The organism is Streptomyces broussonetiae, from assembly GCF_009796285.1.
In the GTDB taxonomy this organism is placed as follows: Bacteria; Actinomycetota; Actinomycetes; order Streptomycetales; family Streptomycetaceae; genus Streptomyces; species Streptomyces broussonetiae.
In genome coordinates, this window is record NZ_CP047020.1 from 2,107,136 (window position 1) to 2,129,043 (window position 21,908).

Below are 21,908 nucleotides of genomic sequence, written 5' to 3' on the forward strand. Positions count from 1 at the left end.
GCGGACGGGAAGTGCTTGCTGTGGTCGAGGCCGCAGTGCCTTCACGGCCCAGCCTTAGGGGGAGAATCGCATGCAGAGTGTCCATCGCCCTGGTCGCAGCACGTCCAAGCGGCAGCAGCTCGTCGCCGAGCCCGAGCCGGAGGCCGTCGAACCCGACTCCTTCGACGACGAGCTGGATGCCTACGACACCTTCGAGATGTACCGGGTGATCTGCCCGGACTGCGCGCAGCCGATCGCGCTGCTGGCGGACGAGGAGATCCTGCCGGAGCACGCGCTGTGCGCCTCGCCGTGGAACCCGTTCGGGCTCACGGCCTGTGCGGGTACGGGTCGCGCGGCGGCCGACGCCCACCCCGCCGACGACTCCTTCGAGCCGCAGGAGCAGGACACCGCCCTGCTCCTGACGCTTCCCCAGGGTCTGAACTGGCGGACGCAGCCCTTCTCGCACGTCGGCGGCCCGGGCTCGCGCCCGATGCGCGTGCCGGCGATGCGCCGCCAGGCCGCCTGAGCCCTTTCCGGCCGGACCCGGCTCAATTCCCGTATGTGCCGTGCACCATGGCGCGCAGGCTGTCGTGGTGCAGGATCAGTGTGTCCGGGTCCGCGGGGACGACGGCCTCTTTGAAGTGCACCTGGCGGTAGGCGACGCGCAGCATGACGATCGCGTGCCGCAGGGCGGCGTAGAGGATGTAGAAGTCCATGTCCCGTGGAACGTGCCCGGTCAGGTCCGCGTACCGGGCCTCGACCCGGTCACGGCGCAGGAGTTCGGGCAGTCCGCGTTGCCCGGAGGCGACCGTGAGGTCGTGGAAGAAGCGGTGCAGATAGATCGTCCAGCCGAGGTCGACCTCGCGCGGAGCAAGCGCCGCCATCTCCCAGTCGAGCACGGCGACGGGGTCGAAGCCGTCGTAGACGACGTTCCCGATGCGTGCGTCTCCCCAGGTCAGAACGGGTTCGCCGGGCTCGCTCGGCCACAGTCGCTCGAGCCGGTCGAAGGCGGCCTCGATGAGCGGTGACCGGGGCAGGCCGTCGATCACCCAGGCGTAGTAGGCACGTTGGGCCGAGACATGACGGCGCAGGGCGTCGCCGAATCCGGGGAGCGTCATGAACTCGGCCTGATCGAGCGGGACTTGGTCGTGCAGCCGGGCCAGCAGGCCGATCGTCGCCGCTTCCAGGTGCGCGCGCTCGGCCTCACTCGCCGCGTGCAGCCAACTGCCCTCGTAGGTGTACGGCATGACGTCCGGAGGCACCCGGCCGGCGACGCGTTCCATGACGAAGAACGGCGCCCCGAGCGGGCCCGGATCCTCCTCGAGCCAGAGCACCCGGGGTACGGGCACGTCCGTGTGCTCGGCCACCAGGCGCAGGGTGCGGTACTGGCGGGCCATGTCGTACTCGGGGAAGACGGTGTACGCCGACGGGTCCGCCGCCAGCCGCAATGCGCAGGCCACGCTGGAGGTACCGCCCGCTCGATCGAAGCCGGGAGCGGGGGACGGTGGTCGAGGGTGCTCGATGTCGAACAGCAGGGTCTCACTGGACATGCCGTTGGAGGCGGGGACCGTGACGCCGGTGGCCTTGGCGCCGGGCAGCCGGGTGCCCAGCCAGGCGGTGAGGCGCCGGGCCAGTTCCCCGGGCTCGCGGGTGCTGGTGCGCGGACGCGGTGCCGTGGCCATGCCGGGCCCCCTCAGGGTGCGACCGAGTCGAAACCGGTGAAGCCGCTCGGGTCGTGCCGGCCGAACGAGCCGTGCTCGAAGATGCCGTACCCGGTCTGTCCGTCGAGCCGGAAGCGGGCCGAGTGGTCGGTGACCCCGTACGCGGCGAGCGGCTGGGGCGCGGTCATGTCGTAGGTGCGGCGGTCGGTCCAGCCGGGTCCCCGCCAGGTGCCGTGCTGCCAGTCGTCGGCGGGCGGATAGCCGGCGCCGACGGCGAGCGGGGAGGAGGCCAGGATCTCGACGTCAAGTTTCTGCGCGCCACGTGCGTCGCCCAGATGGATGACGGCCCGCTCCGGGTGACGGGTGCCGGACCGGTAGGCGATCTCGGCCTGGGGCCAGCCCAGTTGGCGGTCGCGGTGGCCGGGACGGACCAGGGTGGCGTCGTTCAGGGAGCGGTGGCCGTCGGCATCCTCCTGGGTGATGACCATGAGGAAGCGGTCGTCGAAGCGGACCGGGCACCAGACCCAGTGGAAGCCCTCGGTGGGATGCCCCTCGGCGAGCGGTCCGCCGTCCTCGCCGGGGATGGGCCGCACGCCCCAGCTGCGGTCCCGGGTGCCGGTCCAGTCCTCGGCGGTGACCCGGAACTCCGCTCCCCCGGCCCGGATCACGCCCTCGGCGGTCCCGGCCTGGACGAAGCGGCGGCCCTCCAGGGTGAGCCGGTCGCCACGGCGCTGGAGGTGGTGCGGCTCCCACAGGGCCGGAAAGGCCGCCGACCAGGTCAGGTCGTACGACAACGCCTCGCCCTCGCAGATCAGGCGCAGCCGGCGCAGGGGCTCGGCGACCTCGATGCGCAGCGGGCCGACGGCGAGCCGCATCCGGTCCTCGCCGAGGGCGTCCGAGGCGCGGACGGCGTGCAGGGTGTCCCCGGTGCGCAGGGTGGCGTAGGCGTCGATCACCCCCAGGTTGGGGTAGACGCCGAGGCCGAGGATGAGCAGGGCGCGCCCGGCATGGTCGAAGACGTGGAAGATGCAGCGGTCGTACGCGTTCCGGTCCCCGGTCGCCACGTGCCGCATGGACAGCGGCACCTGGTGCACGGGGTACTCGTCGAGCGGTACGGGACGGTCGTCGGCCACGGACACCCCCTGCTGGACAGTGCGCTGACGGTACGTCAGCCAGGTGACGGAGGCCAGAGCCGGAACGGGACATACGTGAACTGACGCTCGATTCCGCCGGGCGGTGACCTGTCCGGCTGATCCCGCGTTGCCCAGGCATGACCCTCATGTACTCGGCCACCGGGCGTCGAATTTTCGTGCCCCGGCCCGCAGAATCGGTTCCGCCGCCGGTTCCGCCGGACCCGCCCATCTACCGCGATCTGATGCGGGCCTGGGCGGACCGGGGCCGTACCCTGCCGGGGCGCCACGACCCGGAGTGGATCAGGCTGGCGGCCCCGACAGTCCGCAGGGGGCAGTTCAGCGACCCTCGGGTCCCGCCACGTGACGGGCGATGACCATCCGCTGGATCTGGTTGGTGCCTTCGACGATCTGCAGGACCTTGGCCTCGCGCATGTAGCGCTCGGCCGGGAAGTCGGCGGTGTAGCCGTAGCCGCCGAGAATCTGCACGGCGTCGGTCGTGACCTTCATGGCCGTGTCGGTGCAGTGCAGCTTGGCCATGGCGGCCTGCTTGGCGAACGGCTTGCCGGCGTCGCGCAGCCGGGCCGCGGCGAGGTAGAGCGCGCGACCGGCCTCGATCTGGGTGGCCATGTCGGCGATCATGAAGCGCAGGCCCTGGAAGTCGGCGACGGGGCGGCCGAACTGCCGGCGTTCGGTGGCGTAGGCGACCGCCTCGTCCAGGGCGGCCTGGGCGAGGCCTATGGCACAGGCGGCGATGCCGAGCCGTCCGGAGTCGAGGGCGGACAGCGCGATGAAGAAGCCCTGGCCCTCCTCGCCGATGCGCCGCTCATCACCGACCCGGACGCCGTCGAGGTGGACCTGCGCGGTGGGCGAGCCCTTCATGCCCATCTTCTTCTCGGGCGCGGCCCCGCTCAGGCCGGGGGCGTCGCCGGGGACCAGGAAGGCGGTGATGCCGCGCGGGCCGTCCTCGCCGGTGCGGGCCATCACCGTGTAGAAGTCGGCGATGCCGCCGTGCGTGATCCAGGCCTTGGTGCCGTTGATCACCCAGCTGTCGCCTTCGCGCACGGCCCTGGTGCGCAGCGAGGCCGCGTCGGAGCCCGAGGACGGCTCGGAGAGGCAGTACGCGCCGAGCAGGCCACCGCCGAGCATCGCGGGCAGGTGCTCGACCTGCTGCTGCTTGGTGCCGTAGGTGGCGAGCGCGTAGGAGGCGAGTGTGTGCACGCTGACGCCGAGGCCCACGGTGAGCCGGGCCATGGCCAGCTCCTCCAGGACCTGGAGGTAGACCTCGTAGGGCTGGTCGCCGCCGCCGTACTCGGCGTCGTACGGCAGGCCCAGCAGGCCGGACTCGGAGAGCAGGGTGAAGACCTCGCGCGGGAAGCGTCCCGCGTCCTCCTCCTCGGCCGCCTTGGGCGCGATCTCGCGCCGGGCGATCTCACGGACGAGGGCGAGCAGTTCCCTCGACTCCTCCGTCGGCAGTTGACGCTCCACCGGCTGCGGGTCGCGGTCGGACATGGCGTCGCTCTCCTCCCTGTCGGGCACGGGCGGGTGGCCCGTGGGGTGGGGGCGGCTCCGCCTGGTGGTTCCGGATGGCCACAGGCGCCCGCTCCCGGGTCTCGGGAGCTGCTGACCAGCGGCTGTGCGCTGTGAGTATGCCCGATCAGCGACCTCCCGTCACCAGTTAACGACCGCTTACTTCAGGAATCCAGCCGGAACCCTCCACTCCCCCGAAATTGGTCCGAACCATTGACCGCACTGGTCTAGTCCTCCTACTGTGCATGACCAACGCTTTACCGCGTTCATGCCAATCGGCGCGCGTTCCCCTCTCCCCCACGAGGAGACACCCGATATGCACACTCCCCACCGCTCCCGGTTCCGGGCGCTGGTCGCCGCCGCGTGTACCGCCGTCCTCGGCGCCGGGCTGCTGGCCGGCGCGGGCAGCGCGACCGCGGCCGCCCCACCCCGGGTCACGGCCGGCTCGAAAGTCGTCGGCTACTTCACCGAATGGGGCACCTACGACCGCAAGTACTACGCCAAGAACGTCGAGACCTCCGGGTCCGCGGCCCGGCTGACCCACATCAACTACGCCTTCGGCAACGTCACCGGCGGCAAGTGCGCGATGGGCGACTCCTACGCGGCCACCGACCGCGCGTACACCGCCGACGAGTCCGTCGACGGCGTCGCCGACACCTGGGACCAGCCGCTGCACGGCAACTTCAACCAGCTGCTGAAGCTGAAGAAGAAGCGCCCGGGCCTGAAGATCCTGTGGTCCTTCGGCGGCTGGACCTGGTCCGGCGGCTTCGGCGAGGCCGCGAAGAACCCGGCCGCCTTCGCCCAGTCCTGCTACGACCTGGTGAACAACTCCAAGTGGGCGGGCCTGTTCGACGGCATCGACATCGACTGGGAGTACCCGAACGCCTGCGGCAACACCTGCGACACCAGCGGCCGGGAGGCCTTCAGGAACGTGCTGGCGGCGCTGCGGTCCAAGTTCGGCTCCAGCAAGCTGGTCACGGCCGCGATCACGGCGGACGCCACCGCCGGCGGCAAGATCGACGCGACGGACTACGCGGGCGCGGCCCAGTACGTCGACTGGTACAACCCGATGACGTACGACTACTTCGGCGCCTGGGACGCGAGCGGCCCGACCGCCCCGCACTCCCCGCTGACCTCCTACTCGGGCATTCCCAAGGCGGGCTTCAACACCTCGGCGACGATCGCCAGGCTCAAGGGGCTCGGCATCCCCGCGGCCAAGCTGCTGCTCGGCATCGGCTTCTACGGCCGCGGCTGGACCGGTGTCACCCGGGCGGCGCCCGGCGGCACGGCGACCGGCCCGGCGGCAGGGACGTACGAGCAGGGCATCGACGACTACAAGGTGCTCAGGGCCAAGTGCCCGGCGACCGGCACCGTGGGCGGCACCGCCTACGCCAAGTGCGGCAGCGACTGGTGGAGTTACGACACCCCGGCCACCATCGCCACGAAGATGACCTACAAGAACCAGCAGGGCCTCGGCGGCACCTTCTTCTGGGAGCTGAGCGGCGACACCGCGAACGGTGAACTGATCAAGGCCATCAACTAGCCCCGCACAGAGGGGACTCGGGAGCGGAGGACCACGAGCCTCCGCTCCCTTGTGCGTCGGGGGGCGTCCGCCGCAGGAGCGGGCGCGTCAGGTGTCGCGGCGGGCCGGCTGCGGGGCCGGGTAGGCCGGGTCCAGTTCCTCCACGGCGCGCAGGGCGCCGCCGAGCGTCTTCACCAGCAGCTCGCGCATGGTGTCGCGGGACAGTTCGGAATGGTCGATCCAGTCCAGGGTCGCGCCCTCGACGCTGCACACCCACGAGAACAGGCTCATCCGGGCCAGCGCGGAGATGTCACGGCGTCCGTAGGCGCCTTCGGCGATGGTGGCGACGATCGCCTCGCGCACGCCGTCCCGGACGGAGTGCACCTCGGTGTCGAAGCCGACGCCGCCGCTGACGATGGTGCGGTAGGCGGCCTGGTGGTGCTCGGCGTAGCGCAGATAGCTGTCGATGGTGCGGTGGACGCGGTCGACGGCGGCCAGCTCGAGCCCGCTCGCGGCGAAGGTGACCAGATCGGCCACGGAGTCCTTGATGATCGCCAGGTAGTAGCCGCGCTTGGACTGGAAGTAGTAGTAGATCAGCCCCTTGGCGACATGCGCCTGGCGTGCGATGTCGTCCATGGACAGCGCGTCGTAGGACGTGTCGGCGAACAACTTCCGCCCTATGGCGATGAGTTCGGCACGACGCGCTTCCGAGCGTTCGGTGCCGCGCGCCCGGGGACGGGCGGCGGCACGCTGCTGCGGCATAGTCAATTTCGACCCTGTTCCAGACGGCCGTCGGGACATCCGCAGTATGTCAGAACATGCCGCACGCGTGAGCGGATCGGTTCACAGCAGTCCGAGCTGGGTCACGAGCATCGCGAACACGGCGACGAGGACCCAGCCCATGACGTGCTCGAGGATCTTCGGGCCGTCTTCCCGAGGGCCGCCGGTGCGGGCGCGGGTGGCAGTGGCCGGGTGTGCGGTCATGGTGTTACTCGCAAAGGTCGGACGTACAGAGCAGGCCCCCACCCGTTTGTCCACCTTGCCACCCGCGACGGCTTTTGCGGTGATGAGCTTGCTCACACGGTCAGCGCACGCCCACCGCCTCGAGCGCCTTGCGCTGGTGCGGGGTCGGACGGGCCGGGAAGTAGAGGTAGCAGACTCCCCCGCTGCCGGAGGCGACCTTGCCGGCGGCGTTGTACCGCTTGGTCCTGAGCCAGATGTTCTCGAACTCCCGGCGCAGATAGACGCGCCGTACGGCGTCGTCGCCGGGCGAGGCCGGATCGTTGGCAATCACGTCGCCGTCGGCGGTGAAGCCGATCACGGTCATCAGATGGCCGGAGGTCCCGTAGCCCGCGCCGGTCAGCTCGCTCGCCAGGAAGGACTGGGACGTTACGGCCGGAATCCCGGCCGCGATCAGCGTCTCCAGGTCGGTGAGCGAGGCGAGCCGGGTGACCACACCCTGGATTCCCTCGAACGTGGCTGCATAGGCGGCGTTGAACGGCCAGTTGCCGCAGCCCTCGTACTGGTAGTCGTAGGTGAAGCGGGCCGCGTTGTCGACCTGCGGGTCGGCGTAGGAGGGGTCGACCCAGGACAGCTGCCCGGGGGTGAGCCGGCCGCCCCAGTACTCGATGATCATCTGCGAGGAGGTGGGGCTGCACCAGGCCTCGCCGCCGTTGTCGTACTGCGGGTACTGGCCCTTGTGGATCTCCTGCGAGTAGCGCGGGACGATCAGTTCCTGGGCCAGGCCGGGGGTGGAGGCGGGGACCGTGAAGCGGTCGGGGATGTCGGAGCCCATGGCGCCGAGCCGCCAGACGGTCGGGGTCAGCCGGGTACCGGGCCTGCGGTAGAGCGTCAGGCGCAGCCGGTACGACGTCAGGCGCAGACCGGTGCCGGCGTCGGCGATGGCGAAGGTGTCGGTCGAGATGCCGCTCCTGCCGTCGCTCTGGCCGTCCACCGAGGTCCGCTTGATGTCCTGGTCACCGGCCGCCCAGCGGCCCATCACGTACCAGGGGGTCTCGGTGCCGTCGGAGTAGGTGCCCTGCAGCTCCGCCTGGAGCCAGGTGCCGGCCGGGGTGTGCGCGTTCCAGGAGGCGACGACCTCGGTGGCGGGGACGGTGAGGCGGTGGACCGGGCCGGTCCACACGGCGTACTCCCAGCCGGCGGTCGTGCCGGTGTGCGGGTCGGTGTAGTCGGTGCGGCCGACGGGGGTGCCGATCACGATGCCGGGCCGGGCGCCGGAGACGGCCCGGACGCCCTGGGCGGCGCCCAGGCGCCACTCGCGGTACGTGGTCCAGGCCCGGTAGTCGATCGGGCGAGCCTGGGCGGGGTCGTCGGCTTCGGCGGACGGCCGTTGCACGGCGGCGGCAGCGGGGGGCGCGGCCGCTGCCGCGGCGACCGCTGCGGCAGCGGTGAGGACGGTTCTACGGGACGGCTGCTGGGCTCTGCTCATGGGCGCGGGTACCCCCAGATGTCCGGGTCGGTGCTGATCCGGTGCACGGTTTCCGCCAACTATGAGGCAGGCGGCATGGCCCTGCCAGCCGTTCGGCGCATGCCGCGTCATGAATATTGGTCTGATCCACTGAAACGAGCCCGAGGGAGGTGGGGCCCTGTCGCCATGCGGCTGCGCCGCACGCGCGCGACCGGCCCCACACCCCCACACCCCGGCGCGGCGCGCACCCGCCCGGGCCGGACCGGCTCCTCAGACGAGGTCCATCGCCGCGACCTCGTCGGGGCGGCCGTAGCTGACCGGGCCCTGGAAGCGGCGGCGGGCCGTGGCGAACCACCACACGGTGGCCACGAGCAGGACGACGGCGAGGGCGATCGGCGCGTAGTTGAAGGAGTCGACGGTGATCGGCGAGGCCTGCGGCAGCATGAACAGGACGCTGCTGAGCAGGATCCAGATCACCGCGAGCCAGCCGACCGGCCGTCCCCAGCGGCCCAGGTGCCAGGGGCCCGGCTGGAACGCGTCGCCGAGCCGCAGCCGCAGGAAGATCGGTACGGCGTAGGCGAGGAAGAGGCCGACCACATTGACGCTGACGATCGCGGTGAAGGCCGTGTGGGACCACCAGCCGGGCACGACGAGCGCGAGCGAGCAGACCACCGCGAGCCACACCGCCTTCACGGGCGTACGGGTGCGCGTCGAGACCGAGTGCCACCAGCGCGAGCCGGGCATCGCCCCGTCCCGGGAGAAGGCGAAGATCTGCCGGGTGTTGCTGGTGAGATTGGCGAGACCACAGAAGAGCATCGCCCCGATGACGATGAGCAGCATGACCTTCGCGGCGCCCAGGCCGAGGCCGTCGATGAGGATCTGGACGGGGGGCGCATCGGAAGAGGCCACCTTGGCATAGTCACCAATGCTATAGACCAATGCGAGCATCAGGATCAGGCCGGTGATCGCCGAATAGCCGATGGCCCGGGTGATCCCCTTGGGTGCGTTGACCGTAGCGCGGACCGTTTCCTCGGACATGTGGAAGCTGCCGTCGAAGCCGGTGAAGGTCCAGCTGGTGACGAGCAGACCGAGCATGCCGCCGTAAAGTCCGCTCGTGAAGCCGGTGTTGTTCTCGAAATGCGTCACGAAGGACACCGGCTGATGGTGATCGGGCATCACTATGAGTGCGCCCACGATCACGACGAGTCCGATCAGCAGCCACCACACGGAAATACGGTTCAGCACGGCGACGAGCTGGACGGTGTAGGTGTTGGCGAGCCCCTGCACCACGATGATCAGGGCCGTGATCAGCACCGTCTGGTGCGTGGTCGGCTGGTAGGAGGGCCACTGGAGGTGCACGAAGGCCTGGATGAAGGTGGCGGCCGCATAGCCGGTGGCGGCGGTGCCGCCGATCTGGCCCACGAAGTTCAGCCAGCCGGTGAACCAGGACCAGGCCCCCTTGTGCCGCTTGGCGAGTTTCCCGGCGGAGAAATAGAGGGCGCCGCTCGTCGGATAGGCGGAAGCCACTTCCGCCATGGATGCGCCAATGAGCAGCACCATGACGGAGACACCGATCCAGCCGAATACGAGAATACGGGGGCCACCCGCACCCATTCCGAATCCAAAAGAGGAGAAAATACCCGAGAGGATATTGATGATGGTGAAGGAGATCGCAAAATTGTCAAACGCCTGGAAACGCCGTGTGAGTTTGCGCGGATAACCCATCGCATGCAGGGTCGCGTCGTCGTCGAGCATGATCCGGTCTTCTCCCGCGCGGGCCTTCGCCCGGGACGCGGACATCCGTTCCGACACAGTTCGCCTTTCTCTCGGTGGGGGGAGGGGACGTACAGGGTCAGGCGGCTCCCGGGACGGGCAGGCCGCAGGCTCGCCGGGCCCGGGAGAGCTGTTCGGCGGGGTCGCCGAAGGCGCTCCAGGGCATGCGCGAGGCGTACGGCCCCATCGCCGCGAACACCGCCCGGGCCTCGAACTCGCGCTGGGCCATCACCAGCGCGTGCGCGAGGTAGGCCAGGTCGAGCACCGGGGTGAAGCGGTAACCGGCCACCGCGGGCAACCAGTTCTGGTAGATCGCCAGCGCCGTGGAGCGCCACTGCGGCTGCTCCCAGACCCGGTCGGCGAGCAGTTGGGTCGGGTTGTAGCTCTCCACCAGAGCCACCAGCGGCAGCAGCCGCAGGGCGGAGTCGACGGGCGCCCGCTGGCTGAGGAAGGCGGCCACGTCCCAGGCCGCGTTGACGGACCCGCCGTGGCGCGTGAAGAAGGACGACAGAAAGCGGTGGTGGGCCTCACGGTTCCAGGGGTCGAGGGAAAGGATGTGCGCGAACAGCCGCCAGGGGCCCTTGGGCTGGGTCAGCAGGCCCTGCGGAGCGGGATCGCGCAGCCGGTGCAGCCGGGCCATGGCGAGCTTGGCGACCCAGGGGGTGGGGTCCTCGGGGGCCAGGGCGGCGGCCCGGTCGCAGGCGGTCAGCGCGATCCGCTCGAGCGCCTCGACGCGTTCGTCGCGCGCGTCGGCGGCCCGCAGCGCACGCTGCACGGCGACCCGGGCCCACAGCAGCGCGGCCTCGGGGCTCTGCTCCTCGGCGAGCCAGCGCTCGGCCAGATCGGTACCGGCGGCCTCGGAGGCGAGGACCAGCGAGCGATGGGCACGCAGACCGAAGTCGGAACGCGTCTCGGCCAGCGCCTCGTACGCGTATCGATAACGTCCGGCGCGCACATCGACGCATACGCTCGCCAGCACACGGTCGTCGGCCGCCGGATGCCACATATAGTGCCCTTCGAATAACTCCGCGGCCATGTCCCCCTGCCAGTCCCCGTACGACGCGCAGCAGTTGCGCTGGAGGCACCATACTCAGCGGAGGGCATCCCCGGAACGCCTGATTCGACATATCGGTCAGGTGGTTCACGGATGTTTATGAGGGTCATTGACTGGTCGCCAGCCGATGATTCAATCTGCGACCTTTCCGGCCTTGACTCCGCGCGACCCGGACCCTATGGGCCACTACTACACTGTTTCCGGAAAACCGCCCACACCGCCCCACACCTCGGGATGCACCATTCGCGACCTCGCCGCCCGGCTGCGCCGGCTTCCCCCCTCGCTCGGGCCGGTCCGGCTCATCGGCGTCGACGGGCACGCCGGCTCCGGAAAGTCCACGTTCGCGGGGCACTTGGCCGCCGCGCTGGGCGGGGCGCCGGTGCTGCACCTCGACGACATCGCCAGCCACGAGCAGCTCTTCGCGTGGACCGACCGGCTCACGGCCCAGGTGATCCGCCCGCTCGCCCGCGGCGAGAGCGGGCACTACGCCCCCTACGACTGGCGGGCCCGGGCCTTCGGCTCGCCGCGCCCGCTGCCGGCCGCGCCCGTGGTCCTCATGGAGGGCGTCGGCGCCGGCCGCCGTGCGCTGCGGCCGTATCTGGCCCGGCTGCTGTGGATGGAGTTGCCTCACGAGGAGTCCTGGACGCGCGGCCGACAAAGGGACGGGGCGGAGCAGCGGGAGTTCTGGGACGGCTGGGTCGCGGCGGAGCGCGCGCACTTCACCGCGGACCCCTCGCGCCCCCATGCCGACGCCCTGGTGGTGCAGACACCCGGGGGGTACGAGGTACTGCCGGGGCCCGGGTCAACCCTTGGACCGGACCAGAATGTGACCCAGCGTGATGGGTCATCCGCATTGTGGTGAAGTCGTGAAGGCGCCTGCGGGTGAACTTCTCCGAGTGCCTCAACTCCGCTTGACCCGGGGCCCGTACAGGTCTTACGTTCTCAATGTGCGGTCATTCGGGACCGCCCACCAACGCGAAGCCCCCGGTTGTTCCCCCGTGACCGGGGGCTTCGTTCTGCGCCAAAGCAGCTTTCCGGACGCCCCATGCACCGATCCGCTCACACTCGGTCACGACAGCCTGTGCGCCCCGTCTGCTCCCACCTCGTCAAACGGCCCGTACGGCACCCTTCGGCACGCGGTCGTACCGCGGGTACGATGCCTTCGGTGCGACCTTCGAGCGGCTGCCTCGCGCACCTGCAACTCCGGTCCGCGGCACAGCGGTTCGACCGCGGCGGACCCCGGGCGACCGCCCGGTGGTGAACCACGGGGGCACGGTCTGTGGGGGGACGGATGGACTTCGGCACGCAGGGCCCCGACGCCCCGGCCGACCTCGCCTGGTTGCGAGGTGTGGACGCCTACACGATGGGGGCCTATCCGCAGGCGGAGGAGGAGTTCCGCACCGCGGTGCGGATGGACCCCGGGATGGCCGACGGCTGGCTCGGGCTGCACGCGCTGCGGGTCGACACGACGACCGCGCTGCTGCGGATGTTCCGGCACCGCGACCGCTTCGGCGAACAGCGCGCCCGGCACCGCAGGACCCTCAACTCGTGGTACTGGCTGGGCTGGTGGGTGCAGCCGGTGCTGGAAAGTCCGCGCGACCTGCTGCTGGCGCACGCCTCGCACTGGCTGGACGGCCGGCACGTGCCCGAGCTGGACCGGGCGCTGGCCGGGCTGCCCCCGGTCGACACCGACCCCCAGGTGCGCTTCCTGCACGCCTGCCGCGCCTATCTGGTCAAGGACTGGGAGCAGCTGGTCCGGCACACCGACCCGCTACTGGACGATCCCCTGCTCGGCATCGAGGCGGGTCTGTTCGGCGGCATGGCCCGGGTCCGGCTGGAGACGTACGGACAGGCCGAGCCGCTGCTGTCGGCGGCGCTGATGCGCTGCCGCAGCGAGCAGCCGCAGCGCAAGGAACTGCGCTACTGGCTGGCGCGGGCGCACGAGGGCACGGGCCGCTCGGCGGCGGCGCTGCCCCTGTACCGGGCCGTGCACCGCGTCGACCCGGCCTTCATGGACACCTCGGCGAGGCTCGCGGCGATCGCCGAGGGCGACGGGTACGACGACACCGCCGACCTCGCCGCGATCAGCCTCACCGGCGGGCAGGACAGCGTCGACGGGCCCGACGGGTTCGATCCGCTCTTCGGCACCGAGGGCCGTGATCTGCGGCTGCCGGAGCCGGACCTGCCGACCGGACCGCTGCCGTCGGCGCCCGATCCCGCGGTGCGGGTGAAGTCCGGTGTCTCCTCGCCGATCCCGGCCGGGCCGACCGATTCCGCCCTGCTCGAGGAGGCACTCGCCGAGCTGGAGCGCATGGTCGGGCTGGAGCCGGTGAAACGCCAGGTGAAGGCGTTGTCCGCGCAGTTGAACATGGCCCGGCTGCGGGCCGGGCAGGGGCTGCCGGTGCAGCCGCCCAAACGGCACTTCGTCTTCTCGGGGCCGTCGGGGACGGGGAAGACCACGGTGGCCCGGATCCTCGGCCGGGTCTTCTACGCGCTGGGTCTGCTCGGCGGCGACCACTTGGTGGAGGCCCAGCGGGCGGATCTCGTCGGCGAGTACCTCGGCCAGACCGCCGTGAAGGCCAACGAGCTGATCGACTCCGCGATCGGCGGCGTGCTGTTCGTGGACGAGGCGTACTCGCTGTCCAACTCCGGGTACGGCAAGGGGGACGCGTACGGCGACGAGGCCCTGCAGGTACTGCTGAAGCGGGCCGAGGACAACCGGGACCACCTGGTGGTGATCCTGGCCGGCTACCCCGAGGGCATGGACCGGCTGCTGGCGGCGAACCCCGGCCTGTCCTCCCGCTTCACGACCCGTGTCGACTTCCCCTCCTACCGGCCGCAGGAACTCACCGAGATCGGCAAGGTCCTGGCGGCGGAGAACGGGGACCTGTGGGACGAGGAGGCGCTGGAGGAGCTGCGGTCCATCGCCGGGCACGTGGTCGAGCAGGGCTGGATCGACGAGCTGGGCAACGGGCGCTTCCTGCGGACCCTGTACGAGAAGAGCTGTGCGTACCGGGATCTGCGGCTGTCCGCCTATCTGGGCACGCTCTCCCGGGCGGACCTGGCGACCCTGCGGCTGCCGGACCTGATGCAGGCGTACGGGGAGGTGCTTTCGGGGCGGGGGCCGCAGGATCCGCCTGGCTTGTGAGCGCGGGTACAGGTGTGCCCCCAAGAGGCGTGGGGCCGTGTCGGCCTGCGGCTGCGCCGCACGGGTGTGGCCGGTCGGCCACACCCGGCGCGCGCTCGCCCGGCCCCCACCACCATGCGGTCTAGTTGGCGAGCGCTCCCTCCGGTTCCCCGCTCACCCGCGGCTCGGTCAGCTTCACCTCCGGAAGCTCCCGGTGAGCCGGATCCCGTACCTCGCCCACCAGCAGCTCCAGTACGTCCTCCAGGGCCACCAGGCCCAGCACCTTGCCCGAGCCGTCCGCCACCTGGGCCAGGTGGGTGGCCGCCCGGCGCATGACCGTGAGGGCGTCGTCGAGCGGCAGCTCGGCCCGCAGGGTCGTCATGGGGCGCCAGAGGTGCTGCGGCACGGCGCGGTCGGAGTGCTCCACGTCCAGGACGTCCTTGACGTGGACGTACCCCATGAAGGTGCCCTTGTCCGTCGCCGCGACCGGGAAGCGGGAGTAGCCCGTGCGGGCCGTCAGTTCGACGATCTCGCCCGGGGTGACCGACGGGGTCACGGTGACCAGGGACTCCCGGCACAGCAGGACGTCGGTGACCGGGCGGGAGCCCAGCTCCAGGGCGTCCTCCAGACGCTCCTGCTCCTCGGGGTCGAGCAGGCCGGCCTGGCCCGAGTCCTCCAGCAGGCGGTTGAGCTGCTCGCTGGTGACGACGGCCTCCACCTCGTCCTTGGGCTCGACCCGGAACAGGCGCAGGATGGCCTGGGCGCAGGCGCCGAGGGACACCGTGATCGGCCTGCACAGGCGGGCGAAGTAGACCAGGCCCGGGCTGAGCCAGAGCGCCGCCTTCTCGGGTGCCGCCATGGCGAGGTTCTTCGGCACCATCTCCCCGATGACCAGGTGGAAGAAGACCACGGCGGCCAGGGCGATGACGTAGCCCAGCGGATGGATCACGCCGTCCGGGAGGTGGACGGCCGCGAACACCGGTTCCAGCAGGTGCGCCACCGTCGGCTCGGCGACCGCGCCGAGCGTCAGGGAGCAGACGGTGATGCCGAACTGGGCCGCGGCCATCATCTGCGGCAGGCGCTCCAGACCGTAGAGCACCTGACGGGCCCGCGCCGTGCCGAGCGGTTCGATCTGGCTGCGGCGGACGGAGACAAGCGCGAACTCGGCGCCGACGAAGAAGCCGTTGGCGAGCACGAGCAGGGCGGCGAAGCCCAGTTGGAGGACGCTCATCGGGCCGCCTCCATCACATTCGCCGCCGGGGCCGTCCTGACCAGGCGGACCCGTTCGGCGCGGTAGTGGCCGACCTGGCGGACGGAGAGCCGCCAGCCGGGCAGCTCGGCCCGGTCGCCGGGGGCGGGGATCCGGCCGAGCAGGTCGGCCACCAGGCCCGCGACCGTCTCGTACGGCCCCTCGGGCACGTCGAGGCCTATGCGCTGGAGGATGTCGACTCGGACGCTGCCGTCGACGTCCCAGGCGGGCTTGCCGTCCTGCGGCGGGGCCGCCGCGAGTTCCGGCGCGTCCGGCCTGTCGTGCTCGTCGCGGACCTCGCCGACGAGTTCCTCGACGATGTCCTCCAGGGTGACGACGCCTGCCGTGCCGCCGTACTCGTCGACGACGACCGCGATGGGCTGCTCGCTGCGCAGCAGGGCGAGCAGGGGCTGGACCGGCAGGGTCTCGGGGACCAGCAGCGCCTTGCGGGCGATGCGGGTGACCGGGGTGCGCAGCCGGTCGTGCACCGGGACGGCCAGGGCGTCCTTGAGGTGGGCCATGCCGACGATCTCGTCGATCTTCTCCCGGTAGACGGGGAAGCGGGACAGGCCGGTGGCACGGGTGAGGTTGACGACGTCCTCGGCGGTGGCCGAGTCCTGCAGGGCGCTGACCTTCACGCGCGGGGTCATGACGTGCTGCGCGGTCAGCTCGCCCAGGGACAGGGTGCGCACGAACAGGTCGGCCGTGTCCTGCTCCAGGGCGCCTGCCTGGGCGGAGTGCCGGGCCAGGGAGACCAGCTCGCCCGGGGTGCGGGCGGAGGCCAGCTCCTCGGCCGGCTCGACACCGAGGGCCCGCACGAGGCGGTTGGCGACGGTGTTGAGCGCGGCGATCACCGGCCGGAACAGGCGGGAGAAGTGGTGCTGGGGTCCGGCGACGAAGCGCGCGACCTGGAGCGGCTTGGACACGGCCCAGTTCTTGGGCACCAGCTCCCCGATCACCATCTGGATCGCGGAGGCCAGCAGCATGCCGACGACCACGGCGATCCCGGAGACGGCGCCGTCAGGGAGCCCGAGCGCGGCGAACGGGCCGTGCAGCAGCCGGGCCAGGGCCGGTTCGGCGAGCATGCCGACGACCAGGGAGGTGATGGTGATGCCGAGCTGGGTGCCGGAGAGCTGGAAGGACAGCTCCTTGAGCGACTCCACGACCGTACGGGCGCGTCGGTCGCCGTCGGCGGCGGCCTTCTCGGCCTCCGGGCGCTCGACCGTCACGAGGCCGAACTCGGCCGCCACGAAGAATCCGTTGGCGAGAATCAGCAGGAGGGCGGCTGCCAGGAGCAGCAGAGAGGTGGTCACGATGCCGCCGCCTTCCCGGTATGTCGGGTCGGGGCGGCGCAGGTACTACAGGACGATCCGTCCATCGCTGGAGGGAGTCACTCCTCGGGTAGCAGGAACCCCTGGGCACCGGGGGGCGCGCAGGGGCGGAGGCGCAGCGAAAAGGCCTCCGCCACCAGATTAATCAAGTCACGGGCCGGTCGGGCAGGGCGGGCGCCCCCGAGTCGGCCCCGATCCACCCCCGAGTGAGCCCCGACCCGCTCCCGGATCAGCCCCGGTCCTCGGCTCCGCCGGCCGTCGAGCGGACCTCGGCCAGTTCCCGCAGGGCCCGCGCGTCGGCGATGGCCCGCTGCTTGGCGAGGCCAGGCTGGATGCCGAGCGCGGGCAGGCTGGTGCCGTCGCTGAGGTTGAGGAACACCCACGGGTCGCCCGGGCGGAGGTTCACCTGAACGATCTCCGCCCACTCCAGGTGCCGCTTGGTGACGATGTTCACCACGGTGACACCGGACTCGTCGGCAACCACCTTGATGCGGGCCAGCTGGGCCAGCACCCAGCAGATGAGCGCTCCGGTGAAGATGAAGCTGAGCCGCTCCCCCGGGCTCAGCTGCTCCAGCAGCAGGGCGACTGCCGAGATGGTCAGGAAGATCGCCACGCCGGCGGTGAGCAGGATCGCCCGGGTGTGGCCCGGCCGGAAGGTGACGGGGAGATCGGGAAGGGGGGTCAGGTCGGACATCGGTCGGCGTACCCCTCTACAGGCGGCAGGCGTGGATGGCCGTGGTCAGGATGGCGCGGGCGCCGATGGCGTAGAGGTCGTCCATGATCCGCTGCGCCTCCTTCGCGGGAACCATGGCCCGCACCGCGACCCAGCCCTCGTTGTGCAGCGGGGATACGGTCGGGGACTCCAGGCCCGGAGTGAGCGCGACGGCCTTCTCCAGCTGTTCCACCCGGCAGTCGTAGTCCATCATCACGTACGTCCGCGCGACCAGGACACCCTGGAGGCGGCGCAGGAACTGCTGGACCTTGGGCTCAGCGGCCTCGTCGGCGTCGGCACCGGTGCGACGGATGACGACCGCCTCGGACTTCATGATCGGCTCGCCGAAGACCTCCAGGCCGGCGTTGCGCAGGCTGGTGCCGGTCTCTACGACGTCGGCGATGACCTCGGCGACGCCCAGCTCGATCGCGGTCTCCACGGCGCCGTCCAGGTGAACGACGGAGGCGTCGATGCCGCTGTCCGCGAGGTGCTTGGCGACGATGCCCTCGTAGGAGGTGGCGACCGTCTTGCCCTTGAGGTCCTCGATGCCGTTGGCCGTGCCGGGCTTGGAGGCGAAGCGGAAGGTGGAGCGGGCGAAGCCGAGCGGGAGGATCTCCTCGGCGTCGGCGGCGGAGTCGATCAGCAGGTCACGGCCGGTGATGCCGATGTCGAGGCGGCCGGAGGAGACGTAGATCGCGATGTCACGGGGGCGGAGGTAGAAGAACTCGACCTCGTTCTCCGGGTCGACGATCCGCAGTTCCTTGGACTCACGTCGCTGCTGGTAGCCGGCCTCATGCAGCATGTCCGCCGCAGGGCCGGACAGGGAACCCTTGTTGGGGACGGCGATGCGCAGCATGAGGTCGGCTTCCTTTGCGTGAAGGGATGTGTACGGCTTTACGGCTTACCGCTTCTGGGCGTGTCGCGGCGCGCGGTTCACAGATGGGCGTAGACGTCGTCCAGGGAGATCCCGCGGGCGACCATCATCACCTGGACGTGGTACAGCAGCTGCGAGATCTCCTCGGCGGCCGCCTCCTTGCCCTCGTACTCGGCCGCCATCCAGACCTCGGCGGCCTCTTCGACGACCTTCTTGCCGATGGCATGGACGCCCTTGCCGACCAGCTCTGCGGTGCGGGAGGTGGCGGGATCGCCGTTTGCGGCCTTGTGCTGGAGCTCGGTGAAGAGCTGCTCGAACGTCTTCTTGGACATGGTGTGCCCCACCCTAGCCGTTGAGGCGGCCGACCTAGTGCCAGGGTTCGGATACTGAGCGCAGCGTGGCCGCGGTCGCCACCGCGGCGGTCACCGCCTCGTGCCCCTTGTCCTCGTTCGAGCCCTCGATGCCGGCCCGGTCCAGGGCCTGCTCCTCGGTGTCGCAGGTGAGCACACCGAAGCCGACGGGCACACCGGTCTCGATGCTGACCTGGGTGAGTCCCTGGGTGACGCCCTGGCACACGTAGTCGAAGTGCGGGGTGCCACCGCGGATCACGACGCCGAGGGCGACCACCGCGTCGTAGCCGCGGCCCGCCAGGGCCTTGGCGGCGACCGGCAGCTCGAAGCTGCCGGGGACCCGGATCAGGGTCGGCTCGTCGATCCCCAGGTCGTGCAGGGCGCGCAGGGCGCCGTTCACCAGACCGTCCATCACCTTCTCGTGCCACTGCGCCGCGATGACGGCGACCCTGAGGTCGCTCGCGCCCCGTACGGACAGCTCCGGTGCACCCTTGCCGCTCACGTGTTTCCTCTCCGTGCCTTTCGGCCTTTTCGGCCTTCTCGCTTACTGGTTGCCGCAGCCCGCCGCCGAAGCGGCCGTGCCGGTCGGTTCGGTGGGCGTGTCCAGCCAGGGCAGATCGTGCCCCATCCGGTCCCGCTTGGTGCGCAGGTACCGCAGGTTGTGTTCGCCGGCCTGGACCGGCATCGGCTCGCGGCCGGTGACCCTCAGGCCGTGGCGCAGCAGTGCGTCGGTCTTGTCCGGGTTGTTGGTCATGAGCCGGACGCTGCGCACACCGAGGTCGGTGAGGATCTGCGCGCCGGCGCCGTAGTCGCGCGCGTCGGCGGGCAGGCCGAGTTCGAGGTTGGCGTCGAGGGTGTCACGGCCCTGTTCCTGCAGCTCGTACGCCCTGAGCTTGGACAGCAGGCCGATGCCGCGCCCCTCGTGTCCGCGCAGGTAGACCACCACACCCCGGCCCTCCTTCTGGATGCGCTCCAGGGCCGCGTCCAGCTGCGGGCCGCAGTCGCAGCGCAGGGAGCCGAAGACGTCGCCGGTGAGGCATTCGGAGTGGACGCGGACCAGGACGTCCTCGCCGTCGCCGATCTCGCCGTGCACGAGGGCGACGTGCTCGACGCCGTCGACAGTGGACCGGTAGCCGTAGGCGGTGAAGGTGCCGTGCGCGGTGGGCAGGCGGGTCTCGGCCTCACGGCGGACGGTGGGCTCGCTGCCGCGGCGGTAGGCGATCAGGTCCTCGATGGAGATGATCGTCAGGCCGTGCTTGCGGGCGAACGGGATCAGCTCGGGCAGCCGCAGCATCCGGCCGTCCTCGCCGGCGATCTCCACGATGGCGCCGGCCGGGCGCAGGCCCGCGAGCCGGGCGAGGTCGACGGCGGCCTCGGTGTGGCCGTTGCGCACGAGGACACCGCCGGGCTTGGCGCGCAGCGGGAAGACATGGCCGGGGCGGACGAACTCCGTCGGCTCGGCCGTACCGCTCGCGAGCAGCTGGAGCGTGGTGGCGCGGTCGGAGGCCGAGATGCCGGTGGTCACCCCGTGCGCGGCGGAGGCGTCCACGGAGACGGTGAACGCCGTCTTCATCGACTCGGTGTTGTCCTCGACCATCTGCGGCAGCCGCAACCGGTCCAGTTCCGCACCCTCCATGGGGGCGCAGATCAGGCCCCGGCACTCGCTCATCATGAAGGCGACGATCTCGGGGGTGGCCTTCTCGGCTGCGATGACGAGGTCGCCCTCGTTCTCCCGGTCCTCGTCGTCCACGACCACGACCGGGCGGCCGGCGGCGATGTCGGCGATGGCCTGCTCGACGGGGTCGAGCAGGAAGCCCTCGATGGGGTCGGTGTCATAGAGCAGACTTGCCGCGGTCATGCCGGTGCTCCTTCCAGGACGGGCTGCGGACGCCTGCGGGAGCGCAGCCACCAGTCGCGCATGCCCCACAGGACGAGCGCGCCGTAGATGACGTAGACGAAACCGGAGAAGGCGTAGCCGTTGGTGAAGTTGAGGGGGACGCCGACGAGGTCGACGAGGAGCCAGGCGATCCAGAACTCGACCATGCTCTTGGCCTGGGCGTACATGGCGACGATGGTGCCGACGAAGATGTAGGCGTCGGGCCAGGGGTCCCAGGACAGGCTCGGGTACGCCTGGAAGAACAGGGCGACGGCGACCGTGCCGACGGCCGCCGCGGCGAGCATGGTCGCGCGCTCGCGCCAGGTGGCGAAGCGGGGCGTGATGTGGCCGTCGCCGGCCCGGTCCTTGGTGCGCTGCCACTGCCACCAGCCGTAGAGGGCCACGGCCATGACGACGGCCTGTTTGCCGGCGCTGCCGGTCAGATGGCCGTAGAAGGCGGCGAACAGGACGAGGCCGGACAGGAATTGCACGGGCCAGGTCCACAGGGAGCGGCGCCAGCCGAGGGCGAGGGTGATCAGGCCGAGGATGTTGCCGACCATGTCCGACCAGATGATGCGCTGGCCGAAGAGGGTGAAGGCCTCGGAGTTCAGCCAGTTCACTTGCCGGCCCCCGGGACGCGGTCGCCGAGGAGCCGCTCGACGTACTTGGCGACGACGTCGACCTCCAGGTTGACCGGGTCGCCGGGCTGCTTCAGGCCGAGCGTGGTCAGGGCGAGGGTGGTCGGGATGAGGCTGACGGTGAAGTGGTCGGGGCCCGCTTCCACGACGGTGAGGCTGATGCCGTCGACGGTGATGGAGCCCTTCTCGACGACGTAGCGGGCGAGGTCCGCGGGGAGGGAGATCTTCACGATCTCCCAGTGGTCGGAGGGCGTGCGGGCCAGCACCTGGCCGGTGCCGTCGACGTGGCCCTGGACGATGTGGCCGCCGAGGCGGGCACCGACGGCCATGGGGCGTTCGAGGTTGACGCGGGAGCCGACGGTGAGCGCGCCGAGGCTGGAGCGCTTGAGGGTCTCGGCCATGACGTCGGCCGTGAACTCGTCGCCCTCGTGCTCCACGACGGTGAGACAGACCCCGTTCACGGCGATGGAGTCGCCGTGCTGCGCGCCCTCGGTCACGACGGGACCACGGAGCTTGAAGCGGGAGGCGTCGTCGAGGTTCTCGACGGCGGTGACCTCACCCAGCTCTTCGACGATTCCGGTGAACACTTCCCGGGTCCTCCTGCCTCATTCGGGCACGGACTCCGGGGCCTGTCGATGACGACAGAATGTACGAGTGAGCACACCGGAACGACG

At 70.8% G+C, this 21,908-nt stretch carries 21 protein-coding genes; 4 read left to right on the plus strand and 17 right to left on the minus strand.

The window, feature by feature from the left end:
- Window positions 1–70 precede the first annotated feature (70 nt).
- On the plus strand, window positions 71–505 hold the full coding sequence (locus tag GQF42_RS09680) for a hypothetical protein (RefSeq protein WP_158919233.1): 435 nt from the start codon (window positions 71–73) through the stop codon (window positions 503–505).
- Window positions 506–527: 22 nt separating this feature from the next.
- Here GQF42_RS09680 and GQF42_RS09685 read toward each other — a convergent pair whose 3' ends face one another.
- The 3 genes from GQF42_RS09685 to GQF42_RS09700 all read right to left on the minus strand — a co-directional run bounded on the left by GQF42_RS09685 (window position 528) and on the right by GQF42_RS09700 (window position 4,282).
- Complete coding sequence (locus GQF42_RS09685; RefSeq protein ID WP_158919234.1) at window positions 528–1,661, minus strand: phosphotransferase family protein; 1,134 nt, start codon at window positions 1,659–1,661, stop codon at window positions 528–530.
- Window positions 1,662–1,672: 11 nt separating this feature from the next.
- A complete protein-coding gene (locus GQF42_RS09690) occupies window positions 1,673–2,773 on the minus strand; it encodes a hypothetical protein (RefSeq protein ID WP_158919235.1) in 1,101 nt (366 codons plus the stop codon).
- Between the two features lie 336 nt (window positions 2,774–3,109).
- Window positions 3,110–4,282, minus strand: coding sequence for an acyl-CoA dehydrogenase family protein (locus tag GQF42_RS09700; RefSeq protein ID WP_158919237.1), 1,173 nt, complete (start codon window positions 4,280–4,282; stop codon window positions 3,110–3,112).
- Between the two features lie 334 nt (window positions 4,283–4,616).
- On the opposite strand from GQF42_RS09700, the gene GQF42_RS09705 reads away from it, so the two are divergent.
- Window positions 4,617–5,843: a glycoside hydrolase family 18 protein gene (locus GQF42_RS09705; protein ID WP_158919238.1), complete on the plus strand. Its 1,227-nt coding sequence runs from the start codon at window positions 4,617–4,619 to the stop codon at window positions 5,841–5,843.
- Between the two features lie 87 nt (window positions 5,844–5,930).
- Here the strand turns inward: GQF42_RS09705 and GQF42_RS09710 are convergent, their stop codons facing one another.
- From GQF42_RS09710 to GQF42_RS09730, 5 genes are all read right to left on the minus strand, one after another.
- The gene (locus GQF42_RS09710) at window positions 5,931–6,584 is read right to left on the minus strand and encodes a TetR/AcrR family transcriptional regulator (protein WP_407699486.1); all 654 of its coding nucleotides are present in this window, start codon (window positions 6,582–6,584) and stop codon (window positions 5,931–5,933) included.
- Between the two features lie 81 nt (window positions 6,585–6,665).
- Window positions 6,666–6,902, minus strand: a complete 237-nt coding sequence (locus GQF42_RS47230; RefSeq protein ID WP_325100318.1) for an SCO1431 family membrane protein — start codon at window positions 6,900–6,902, stop codon at window positions 6,666–6,668.
- Window positions 6,903–6,906: 4 nt separating this feature from the next.
- The gene (locus GQF42_RS09720) at window positions 6,907–8,271 is read right to left on the minus strand and encodes a peptidase C39 family protein (RefSeq protein WP_158919240.1); all 1,365 of its coding nucleotides are present in this window, start codon (window positions 8,269–8,271) and stop codon (window positions 6,907–6,909) included.
- A 249-nt stretch (window positions 8,272–8,520) separates the two neighbouring features.
- On the minus strand, window positions 8,521–10,005 hold the full coding sequence (locus tag GQF42_RS09725) for an amino acid permease (protein ID WP_375996482.1): 1,485 nt from the start codon (window positions 10,003–10,005) through the stop codon (window positions 8,521–8,523).
- A gap of 97 nt (window positions 10,006–10,102) precedes the next feature.
- Window positions 10,103–11,029: a hypothetical protein gene (locus GQF42_RS09730; protein WP_158919242.1), complete on the minus strand. Its 927-nt coding sequence runs from the start codon at window positions 11,027–11,029 to the stop codon at window positions 10,103–10,105.
- 226 nt (window positions 11,030–11,255) lie between these two features.
- On the opposite strand from GQF42_RS09730, the gene GQF42_RS09735 reads away from it, so the two are divergent.
- Both GQF42_RS09735 and GQF42_RS09740 read left to right on the plus strand, forming a co-directional pair.
- Window positions 11,256–11,939: a uridine kinase family protein gene (locus tag GQF42_RS09735; protein ID WP_233273311.1), complete on the plus strand. Its 684-nt coding sequence runs from the start codon at window positions 11,256–11,258 to the stop codon at window positions 11,937–11,939.
- 429 nt (window positions 11,940–12,368) lie between these two features.
- Window positions 12,369–14,225 carry an AAA family ATPase gene (locus GQF42_RS09740; RefSeq protein ID WP_158919243.1) on the plus strand — a complete coding sequence of 619 codons (1,857 nt, stop codon included), beginning with the start codon at window positions 12,369–12,371 and terminating at the stop codon, window positions 14,223–14,225.
- Window positions 14,226–14,346: 121 nt separating this feature from the next.
- On the opposite strand, the gene GQF42_RS09745 is transcribed toward GQF42_RS09740, so the two are convergent.
- From GQF42_RS09745 to GQF42_RS09785, 9 genes are all read right to left on the minus strand, one after another.
- On the minus strand, window positions 14,347–15,435 hold the full coding sequence (locus GQF42_RS09745; RefSeq protein WP_158919244.1) for a hemolysin family protein: 1,089 nt from the start codon (window positions 15,433–15,435) through the stop codon (window positions 14,347–14,349).
- On the minus strand, window positions 15,432–16,766 hold the full coding sequence (locus GQF42_RS09750) for a hemolysin family protein (protein ID WP_158919245.1): 1,335 nt from the start codon (window positions 16,764–16,766) through the stop codon (window positions 15,432–15,434). Before GQF42_RS09750 ends, GQF42_RS09745 begins: the two co-directional genes overlap by 4 nt.
- 247 nt (window positions 16,767–17,013) lie before the next feature.
- Window positions 17,014–17,478, minus strand: coding sequence for a PH domain-containing protein (locus GQF42_RS09755; protein WP_158919246.1), 465 nt, complete (start codon window positions 17,476–17,478; stop codon window positions 17,014–17,016).
- Window positions 17,479–17,494: 16 nt separating this feature from the next.
- Window positions 17,495–18,352, minus strand: coding sequence for an ATP phosphoribosyltransferase (gene hisG / locus GQF42_RS09760; RefSeq protein WP_158919247.1), 858 nt, complete (start codon window positions 18,350–18,352; stop codon window positions 17,495–17,497).
- A gap of 77 nt (window positions 18,353–18,429) precedes the next feature.
- Entirely contained in the window at window positions 18,430–18,702 is a 273-nt protein-coding gene (locus tag GQF42_RS09765; RefSeq protein WP_158919248.1) for a phosphoribosyl-ATP diphosphatase, read from the minus strand.
- Between the two features lie 34 nt (window positions 18,703–18,736).
- Window positions 18,737–19,222: a 6,7-dimethyl-8-ribityllumazine synthase gene (gene ribH, locus GQF42_RS09770; protein WP_158919249.1), complete on the minus strand. Its 486-nt coding sequence runs from the start codon at window positions 19,220–19,222 to the stop codon at window positions 18,737–18,739.
- Between the two features lie 42 nt (window positions 19,223–19,264).
- The gene (locus GQF42_RS09775) at window positions 19,265–20,578 is read right to left on the minus strand and encodes a bifunctional 3,4-dihydroxy-2-butanone-4-phosphate synthase/GTP cyclohydrolase II (protein WP_158919250.1); all 1,314 of its coding nucleotides are present in this window, start codon (window positions 20,576–20,578) and stop codon (window positions 19,265–19,267) included.
- Window positions 20,575–21,216, minus strand: a complete 642-nt coding sequence (gene pnuC, locus GQF42_RS09780; RefSeq protein ID WP_158919251.1) for a nicotinamide riboside transporter PnuC — start codon at window positions 21,214–21,216, stop codon at window positions 20,575–20,577. Before pnuC ends, GQF42_RS09775 begins: the two co-directional genes overlap by 4 nt.
- The gene (locus GQF42_RS09785) at window positions 21,213–21,821 is read right to left on the minus strand and encodes a riboflavin synthase (protein ID WP_158919252.1); all 609 of its coding nucleotides are present in this window, start codon (window positions 21,819–21,821) and stop codon (window positions 21,213–21,215) included. Before GQF42_RS09785 ends, pnuC begins: the two co-directional genes overlap by 4 nt.
- Window positions 21,822–21,908: the final 87 nt, after the last annotated feature.

Bases quoted from the DNA above. Each gene is read 5' to 3' on its own strand.
- GQF42_RS09705 (WP_158919238.1), top strand. From the start codon at position 4,617: ATGCACACTCCCCACCGCTCCCGGTTCCGGGCGCTGGTCGCCGCCGCG.
- GQF42_RS09720 (WP_158919240.1), bottom strand. From the start codon at position 8,271: ATGAGCAGAGCCCAGCAGCCGTCCCGTAGAACCGTCCTCACCGCTGCC.
- GQF42_RS09755 (WP_158919246.1), bottom strand. From the start codon at position 17,478: ATGTCCGACCTGACCCCCCTTCCCGATCTCCCCGTCACCTTCCGGCCG.
- GQF42_RS09745 (WP_158919244.1), bottom strand. From the start codon at position 15,435: ATGAGCGTCCTCCAACTGGGCTTCGCCGCCCTGCTCGTGCTCGCCAAC.
- GQF42_RS09730 (WP_158919242.1), bottom strand. From the start codon at position 11,029: ATGTGGCATCCGGCGGCCGACGACCGTGTGCTGGCGAGCGTATGCGTC.
- GQF42_RS09740 (WP_158919243.1), top strand. From the start codon at position 12,369: ATGGACTTCGGCACGCAGGGCCCCGACGCCCCGGCCGACCTCGCCTGG.
- GQF42_RS09735 (WP_233273311.1), top strand. From the start codon at position 11,256: ATGGGCCACTACTACACTGTTTCCGGAAAACCGCCCACACCGCCCCAC.
- GQF42_RS09765 (WP_158919248.1), bottom strand. From the start codon at position 18,702: ATGTCCAAGAAGACGTTCGAGCAGCTCTTCACCGAGCTCCAGCACAAG.
- GQF42_RS09685 (WP_158919234.1), bottom strand. From the start codon at position 1,661: ATGGCCACGGCACCGCGTCCGCGCACCAGCACCCGCGAGCCCGGGGAA.
- GQF42_RS09680 (WP_158919233.1), top strand. From the start codon at position 71: ATGCAGAGTGTCCATCGCCCTGGTCGCAGCACGTCCAAGCGGCAGCAG.
- GQF42_RS09775 (WP_158919250.1), bottom strand. From the start codon at position 20,578: ATGACCGCGGCAAGTCTGCTCTATGACACCGACCCCATCGAGGGCTTC.
- GQF42_RS09710 (WP_407699486.1), bottom strand. From the start codon at position 6,584: ATGCCGCAGCAGCGTGCCGCCGCCCGTCCCCGGGCGCGCGGCACCGAA.
- GQF42_RS09725 (WP_375996482.1), bottom strand. From the start codon at position 10,005: ATGCTCGACGACGACGCGACCCTGCATGCGATGGGTTATCCGCGCAAA.
- hisG (WP_158919247.1), bottom strand. From the start codon at position 18,352: ATGCTGCGCATCGCCGTCCCCAACAAGGGTTCCCTGTCCGGCCCTGCG.
- GQF42_RS09700 (WP_158919237.1), bottom strand. From the start codon at position 4,282: ATGTCCGACCGCGACCCGCAGCCGGTGGAGCGTCAACTGCCGACGGAG.